Source organism: Phyllobacterium brassicacearum (assembly GCF_003010955.1).
GTDB lineage: Bacteria > Pseudomonadota > Alphaproteobacteria > Rhizobiales > Rhizobiaceae > Phyllobacterium > Phyllobacterium brassicacearum.
Map to the genome: position 1 here is coordinate 260,853 of NZ_PGGO01000006.1, position 7,304 is coordinate 268,156.

Here is a 7,304-nt window from a genome sequence, read left to right on the forward strand (position 1 = left end):
CGTCATAATTTGGTTATGGAGGCCGCATTCATTTGGCAAAGGGCCGCTTCATTTCAAACAGTCCTTTTCCGATACAGTTTTAGGCTTTCCAGAACGGTACCTTCCCATGGCACGCATTGTGATGAAATTCGGTGGCACTTCGGTGGCCGATATCGACCGCATCCGTAATGTGGCCCGCCATGTTAAACGTGAAGTTGACGCAGGTCATGAGGTGGCGGTCGTCGTTTCCGCGATGGCCGGGAAGACCAATGAACTCGTCGCCTGGACACGCCAGACGTCACCGATGCATGACGCCCGCGAATATGATGCCATCGTCGCCTCCGGTGAACAGGTGACCGCAGGTCTGCTTGCAATTGCCTTGCAGTCAATGGGCATTCATGCCCGCTCGTGGCAGGGCTGGCAGATACCGATCCAGACGGACAACGCGCACGGTGCAGCCCGGATCCTTGAGATTGACGGTTCATTCCTGATCGAGCGGTTCCAGGAAGGGCAGGTCGCCGTCATTTCCGGTTTCCAGGGCATCGGCCCGGACAACCGGATTTCCACGCTCGGGCGCGGTGGTTCGGATACCAGTGCGGTTGCGATCGCCGCTGCGGTGAAAGCCGATCGCTGCGATATTTATACCGACGTGGATGGTGTCTACACGACGGATCCGCGCGTCGAACCGAAGGCGCGGCGCCTGTCACGCATCTCGTTCGAAGAAATGCTTGAAATGGCCTCGCTTGGCGCCAAAGTACTGCAGGTGCGGTCCGTCGAGCTTGCCATGGTGCACAAAGTGCGCACATTTGTCAGGTCCAGCTTTGAAGACCCCGATGCGCCGGGCATGGGTGATCTGATCAATCCGCCCGGAACACTTATTTGCGACGAGGAAGAGATCGTGGAACAGCAGGTTGTCACCGGAATTGCCTATGCCAAGGACGAAGCCCAGATTTCGTTGCGGCGCGTTGCTGACCGCCCCGGCATTTCCGCAGGTATCTTCGGGCCGTTGGCCGAGGCGCATATCAACGTCGACATGATCGTCCAGAATATTTCCGAGGACGGATCGAAGACCGACATGACCTTCACAGTGCCTTCCGGCGACCTCGACAAGGCGCTAGTGGTTCTCGAAAAGGTCAAGGAAGATATCGGCTTCGACGTCATCCAGTCGGAGGCTGGCATGGTCAAAGTCTCTGTCATCGGCATCGGCATGCGCAGTCATGCGGGTGTTGCCGCGACGGCTTTCCGTGCGCTTGCCGACAAGGGGATCAACATCCGTGCCATCACCACCTCGGAAATCAAGATTTCCATCCTGATTGATGGCCCCTATGCGGAACTTGCCGTGCGCACTTTGCATTCTGTCTACGGTCTGGATAAGCATTAGCAAAACGAGATTCTGTTTGTCGGCATGTGCGCCGACTGACATGATGGATCGACTGATTTGGTGAGGTCATTCCGGCCTTGCCAATATTGTTATGGAGAAAGGCTCTAAGTGCCCACGCGCGAGCAGATAAGTGGCCCTCGTGTCATGCTGAAGCGTCTCCGCGAGTTGATGGCGGAGGCCCTTGAGCCGCAGGAGAGGCTTGACCGCATTGTTCGCGAAATCGCGCAGAACATGGTTGCGGAAGTGTGCTCGTTCTATGTGCTGCGCTCCGATGGCGTCCTCGAACTCTATGCTACCGAAGGCCTGAACCCGTCTGCCGTTCACCTGGCGCAACTTCGTCTCGGGCAAGGTCTCGTCGGTACCATCGCTGCGAGCGCACGGCCGCTCAATCTCACCGATGCCCAGACCCACCCGGCCTTCGCCTATCTGCCGGAGACGGGTGAAGAGATCTACAATTCCTTCCTCGGCGTGCCGATCCTTAGGGCAGGGCGCACGCTTGGCGTTCTCGTCGTCCAGAACCGGACCAAGCGCGTCTACCGTGAGGACGAGGTCGAAGCGCTTGAGACCACCGCGATGGTGCTCGCCGAAATGGTGGCGGCCGGCGAAATCCCGCGGCTGGCGCGTCCAGGCGTCGAGCTCGACCTCGGCAAGCCGATGAGTTTCAGCGGCAGCGCGTTCAATGATGGCGTCGGGCTGGGTCACGTCGTGCTGCACGAGCCACGCATCGTGGTTACCAATCTTTTCAATGAAGACATCAATGCGGAAATCGACCGGCTTGAAAGCTCGCTCGGTTCCTTGCGCATCTCGATCGACGACATGCTGTCGCGCCGCGACGTTGCATTCGAGGGCGAGCACCGCGAGGTGCTCGAGGCCTACCGCATGTTCGCGCATGATACCGGCTGGGTGCGCCGCCTCGAAGAGGCTATCCGCAACGGCCTGACCGCCGAAGCGGCCGTGGAGAAGGTACAGAGCGACACCCGTGCTCGCATGATGCACCTGACCGATCCCTATATGCGGGAACGCCTGAGCGATTTCGACGATCTAGCGAACCGCCTGCTGCGCCAGCTGATGGGCCGCGATGTCAAGACCATGGCCGGTTCACTGGCCAAGGATGCGGTGATCATCGCCCGCTCCATGGGCGCGGCGGAACTGCTCGACTATCCGCGCGAACGACTGCGCGGCCTGGTGCTCGAGGACGGTGCTGCCACAAGCCATGTGGTGATCGTCGCGCGTGCCATGGGCATTCCGGTTGCCGGTCAGGTCAAGGGCGTCGTGTCCATGGCGGAAAACAATGATGCGGTCATTGTCGATGGCGATGATGGCCGGGTTCATCTGCGTCCGCAGTCCGATGTCGAAGCAGCTTACTCGGAGAAGGTGCGGTTCCGCGCCAAGCGGCAGGCCCTGTACCGGGAATTGCGGGACAAGCCATCCGTGAGCAAGGACGGTATCTCCATTTCACTGCTGATGAATGCTGGCCTGCTCGTCGACCTGCCGCAACTGGCCGAAGCTGGCGCGGCCGGTATCGGGCTATTCCGTACCGAATTGCAGTTCATGGTGGCCTCGACCTTCCCGCGCGCCGAACAGCAGGAGCGGCTTTATCGTTCGGTGCTGGAAGCCGCTGGTGACCGGCCGGTGACGTTCCGCACGCTCGACATCGGCGGCGACAAGGTGCTTCCCTATTTTCGCAGCAATGTGAAGGAGGAAAACCCGGCCATGGGCTGGCGTGCGCTCCGCCTGACGCTTGACCGTCCGGGATTGTTGCGTACTCAGGTCCGTGCTCTGCTCAAGGCAGCGGGCGGGCGGGAGCTGCGGCTGATGCTGCCGATGGTCACGGAAGTGGCGGAAGTGCGCAAGGCGAGCGAGCTCATCAATCGCGAGGTTCAGCACCTGTCGCGCTTTGCCTATGACCTGCCGACTCGGGTCAAGATCGGCGCGATGGTCGAGGTTCCATCGCTGCTCTGGCAGCTCGACGAGTTGATGTCCGTGGTGGATTTCGTTTCGGTCGGCTCGAATGACCTGTTCCAATTCGTCATGGCCGTCGATCGCGGAAATTCGATGATCACCAATCGCTTTGACAATCTCTCGGTGCCGTTCCTGCGGGTTCTACGCCAGATCTCCGAGGCGGGTGAGCGGAACCACACCGACGTTACGCTGTGCGGTGAGATGGCCGGCAAGCCGCTTTCGGCCATGGCCCTGCTCGGCCTCGGTTTCCGCTCCATTTCCATGTCACCTGCTGCGATTGGCCCGGTCAAGGCCATGCTCGGCACGCTCGATATCGGTGAGCTCAGCACCCAGTTGAAGGATGCGATCGACAATCACGGCGAAACGGGTTCGTTGCGCCACGTTCTCACCAAGTTCGCAGAGCGAGCCGGCGTCCCACTCTAGAGGCTAAACTTATGTCCATTCCGCAGGATCGTATGGATCAGCTGCTGAAGCGTTTCTCCATGATGGAGACGCAGATGGCGAGCAATCCCGATTCAGATACCTATGTGAAGCTCGCTTCGGAATATTCCGAACTCGAGCCCGTTGTTGCCAAAATCCGCGACCTGACGAGCGCCCGCAACGAAGCTGACGATTTGAAGTCCATGCTGGACGACGCAGCGACCGACAGGGACATGCGCGAGCTTGCGGAAGCCGAATTGCCGGAGATCAGGGAGCGTATCGAGGAGCTTGAAAAGGATATCCAGGTCCTGCTCTTGCCGAAGGATGTTGCCGACGAGCGCAATGCCATTCTCGAAATCCGCGCCGGCACCGGCGGTTCGGAGGCGGCCCTGTTCGGCGGCGACCTGTTCCGCATGTATGAGCGTTACGCAGCAGGGAATGGCTGGCGCGTCGAGCTGATCTCGGCCAGTGACGGTGAAGCAGGCGGCTACAAGGAAGTCATCGCCATGGTTTCGGGCAAGGGCGTTTTCGCCAAGCTCAAGTTCGAATCCGGCGTCCACCGGGTGCAACGCGTGCCCGATACCGAGGCGAGCGGCCGTATCCACACCTCGGCTGCAACCGTGGCTGTCCTGCCGGAGGCCGAGGAGATCGACATCGATATCCGCGCCGAGGATATCCGCATCGACACGATGCGTGCGTCGGGCTCAGGCGGCCAGCACGTCAACACCACGGACTCAGCCGTTCGCATCACGCACATCCCGTCCGGCATCGTCGTCGTGCAGGCGGAAAAGTCGCAGCACCAGAACCGCGCTCGGGCCATGCAGGTGTTACGCTCGCGGCTGTTTGACATGCAACGGCAGAAGGCCGATAGCGATCGCTCGGAGGCGCGGCGCAGCCAGGTCGGCTCAGGCGATCGCTCCGAGCGCATCCGCACCTATAATTTTCCGCAGGGACGCGTGACCGATCACCGCATCAATCTGACGCTCTATAAGCTCGACCGCATCATGGAAGGTGACCTCGACGAGCTCATCGGCGCGCTGATCTCCGACTACCAGACGGCGCTCCTTGCGCAGATGAATGAAGGGTTCTGATCGCCATGACCGGGCATGGCCTTGCCGACATTCACAGGCAGGCGCGGGCCAGGCTGACGGCCGCCGGAATTGAAACAGCTGATCTTGATGCTCGCCTTCTGGTTGAGTGGGTGACTGGATACGACCGGCTTGAGGCGATCCGCAATCCTGATCGTCCCATCGAACAGGTGGTTCTGATGCGATTGAACGAGATACTTAGCCGGCGAATTAATGGTGAATCGGTGCATCGCATCATCGGCAAGCGCGCCTTTTTCGGCATCGAACTTGCCTTGTCTCAAGACACGCTGGAGCCTCGTCCGGATACGGAAGCGCTTGTGGAACTGGTGATCCCGTTCCTGCGCCAGCGCATTGCCGAACATGGCGTCGCTGATCTGATTGACCTTGGCACGGGCACGGGTGCAATTGCCCTGGCGTTGCTTGACCAGTTCAAAGAGTTGCGCGCCGTTGGCGTCGATGTTTCTGCAGGCGCACTTGATACGGCGCGCACCAATGCCCATTTGACAGGTGTGTCACATCGGTTCGCAGCCCTGAGGTCGGACTGGTTTGCCAATGTAACCGGCGCCTATGATCTGATCGTTTCTAATCCGCCCTACATACCGTCGCTTGAGATAGCCGGATTGCAACGCGAAGTTGTGCTACACGACCCGATCAGGGCCCTGGATGGCGGACCGGATGGTCTCATCCCATACCGAATCATTGCCGGACATGCCCGGCATCATTTGAGAACCGGCGGTGCGGTCGCATTGGAGATTGGTTTTGGACAACGCGCTGACATTGAGGCAATATTTGCGGCGGAAAATTTTGTTCTGAAGGGTGTTCAGAACGATATTGGCGGGCACGAAAGGGCACTTTTGTTTGCGTCAGTGCAAAAAGATTGAAAAAAGGCTTGGAATTTGCCGTGAAGACGGCTAGTTTCGCCTTACCGCTTTAAACCGAACAAATCTGGTTCTGCCTATCAAGCAATTGATACGGAAATTTCCGGGTGTTTGATTTCCCCTCGGAAAATAGCTTTGGGGAAATGGTTTTTGCGGAAGCACAAAAGTTTTATGAACTTTGGATGCGATTGAAGCGCGGGGCGCGCTTCAGGTCGGCAATTGAGAAGCGAAGCTTTTTGACTCAAACGGTGAGCAATTAGCGCCCCTGATTTTCTGAAAAGAGATAAGTATGAGGCCAGTACAGCAGAATAGGCGCATGCGCGGACGCGGTAACAACAATAACCGCAGCAAAGGTCCCAATCCACTTTCCCGCAATTATGAGAGCAACGGGCCCGACGTTAAAATTCGGGGAAATGCTCAGCACATCGCCGAAAAATATACCACTCTTGCACGTGATGCACAGAGCAGCGGCGACCGGGTGATAGCCGAAAACTATCTCCAGCACGCTGAACATTACAATCGAATCATTCTCGCTGCGCAGGCACAGGCGCCTGTCCAGTATCAGCGCGACGATCGCGATGATCGCGACGATCAGGATGAGGATATCGGCTTCGAGGACGAGGGCAACAACGGCAACGAGCCGGAACGCCAAGAGCGCCAAGAGCGCACAGAGCGTCAGGATCGCCAAGAGCGTCAGGAGCGTTCAGACCGTCGTGACCGGCCAGAACGTGTGGTGCACCAGGCAATCAATGGCAGCGGTCCACAGCCCATCATCGAAGGTACTCCTGCCGAGGTCGCCTATGACGATGATACGGTAAGCCAGCGCCAGGCTCAGCCTCAGCCGGAAGTTCAAGCTGTTGAAAGCGGTTCCGAAGCAGCCGAGGACGTTGCAGAAGCAAAGCCACGTCGCGCACCGCGCGGTCGTCGTCCTGCCCGTCCACGCGAGCCGCGTGTAGCAGACGAAAATGCCGCTGCATCAACCGCTCCGGATACTGCGAACGATCTCTCACCGGCAAGCATTGTTGCCGAAGTGAAGAAGCGTCGCGCGGCAGTCGAGTCCGACGTCTGATCTGATTGATCTGAATGGATCGAAATTGCGCCACCCGCGGGGCAGCCTGCGGGTGGCGTATTCATTTTCGGGTTGGCTCTTTTCTCGCGCGCCAAATACTTTGGCCAAGGCGCTGTGCGTGGTTCGACAGGCTCACCATCAGGGAAGTGGTGGGCTGCACGATAACTGGAGGCGTCGCGACAGGCTGTCAGCCTGAACTGTAATTGGTGGCGCCCTGACTGGCATCAGCGTTGCAGTCCCTCGCTAGTGTCGCGAAAGGCACCCAGCCTTGCTGTCCCTTGCTCCCTGCAATAAACCCACTTCCCTCATGGTGAGCTTGTCGACCCACGCACAGCGCCTTTGCATCAAAATAGTCGTGGCTATTTATCCACGTCTCGAAAACCTCGCTTATCCTATGGCTGTCCTTCCCGTGTTGGGGTGGACGGCTCCCAACGGCATCAAATGTGCCAGAATGAGTTCGTTGAAAGCTCAATCGAAGGAGACCGTCCGTGGACCAGATTATCCGAATTGGTATGGATACGTCAAAG

5 protein-coding genes are annotated in these 7,304 nt (G+C 58.7%); all 5 read left to right on the top strand.

The genetic code is table 11. The annotated features are described in order from the left end of the window. The first annotated feature begins 106 nt into the window (after positions 1-106). The 5 genes from CU102_RS10560 to CU102_RS10580 all read left to right on the top strand — a co-directional run bounded on the left by CU102_RS10560 (position 107) and on the right by CU102_RS10580 (position 6,777). Positions 107-1,360, top strand: coding sequence for an aspartate kinase (locus CU102_RS10560; protein ID WP_106711039.1), 1,254 nt, complete (start codon positions 107-109; stop codon positions 1,358-1,360). Between the two features lie 144 nt (positions 1,361-1,504). After that, positions 1,505-3,745 (top strand): phosphoenolpyruvate--protein phosphotransferase, encoded by a 2,241-nt coding sequence (ptsP, locus tag CU102_RS10565; RefSeq protein ID WP_106711077.1) that lies wholly within the window; start codon positions 1,505-1,507, stop codon positions 3,743-3,745. 11 nt (positions 3,746-3,756) lie between these two features. Then, positions 3,757-4,833, top strand: coding sequence for a peptide chain release factor 1 (gene prfA / locus CU102_RS10570; RefSeq protein WP_106711040.1), 1,077 nt, complete (start codon positions 3,757-3,759; stop codon positions 4,831-4,833). A gap of 5 nt (positions 4,834-4,838) precedes the next feature. Further along, positions 4,839-5,711 carry a peptide chain release factor N(5)-glutamine methyltransferase gene (prmC, locus tag CU102_RS10575; RefSeq protein WP_106711041.1) on the top strand — a complete coding sequence of 291 codons (873 nt, stop codon included), beginning with the start codon at positions 4,839-4,841 and terminating at the stop codon, positions 5,709-5,711. Positions 5,712-5,997: 286 nt separating this feature from the next. Next, complete coding sequence (locus tag CU102_RS10580; protein WP_106711042.1) at positions 5,998-6,777, top strand: DUF4167 domain-containing protein; 780 nt, start codon at positions 5,998-6,000, stop codon at positions 6,775-6,777. Positions 6,778-7,304: the final 527 nt, after the last annotated feature.

What these genes read in the sequence shown, in the direction of transcription:
- CU102_RS10560 (WP_106711039.1), top strand. Translation starts at nt 107, where the DNA reads ATGGCACGCATTGTGATGAAATTCGGTGGCACTTCGGTGGCCGATATC.
- ptsP (WP_106711077.1), top strand. Translation starts at nt 1,505, where the DNA reads ATGCTGAAGCGTCTCCGCGAGTTGATGGCGGAGGCCCTTGAGCCGCAG.
- prfA (WP_106711040.1), top strand. Translation starts at nt 3,757, where the DNA reads ATGTCCATTCCGCAGGATCGTATGGATCAGCTGCTGAAGCGTTTCTCC.
- prmC (WP_106711041.1), top strand. Translation starts at nt 4,839, where the DNA reads ATGACCGGGCATGGCCTTGCCGACATTCACAGGCAGGCGCGGGCCAGG.
- CU102_RS10580 (WP_106711042.1), top strand. Translation starts at nt 5,998, where the DNA reads ATGAGGCCAGTACAGCAGAATAGGCGCATGCGCGGACGCGGTAACAAC.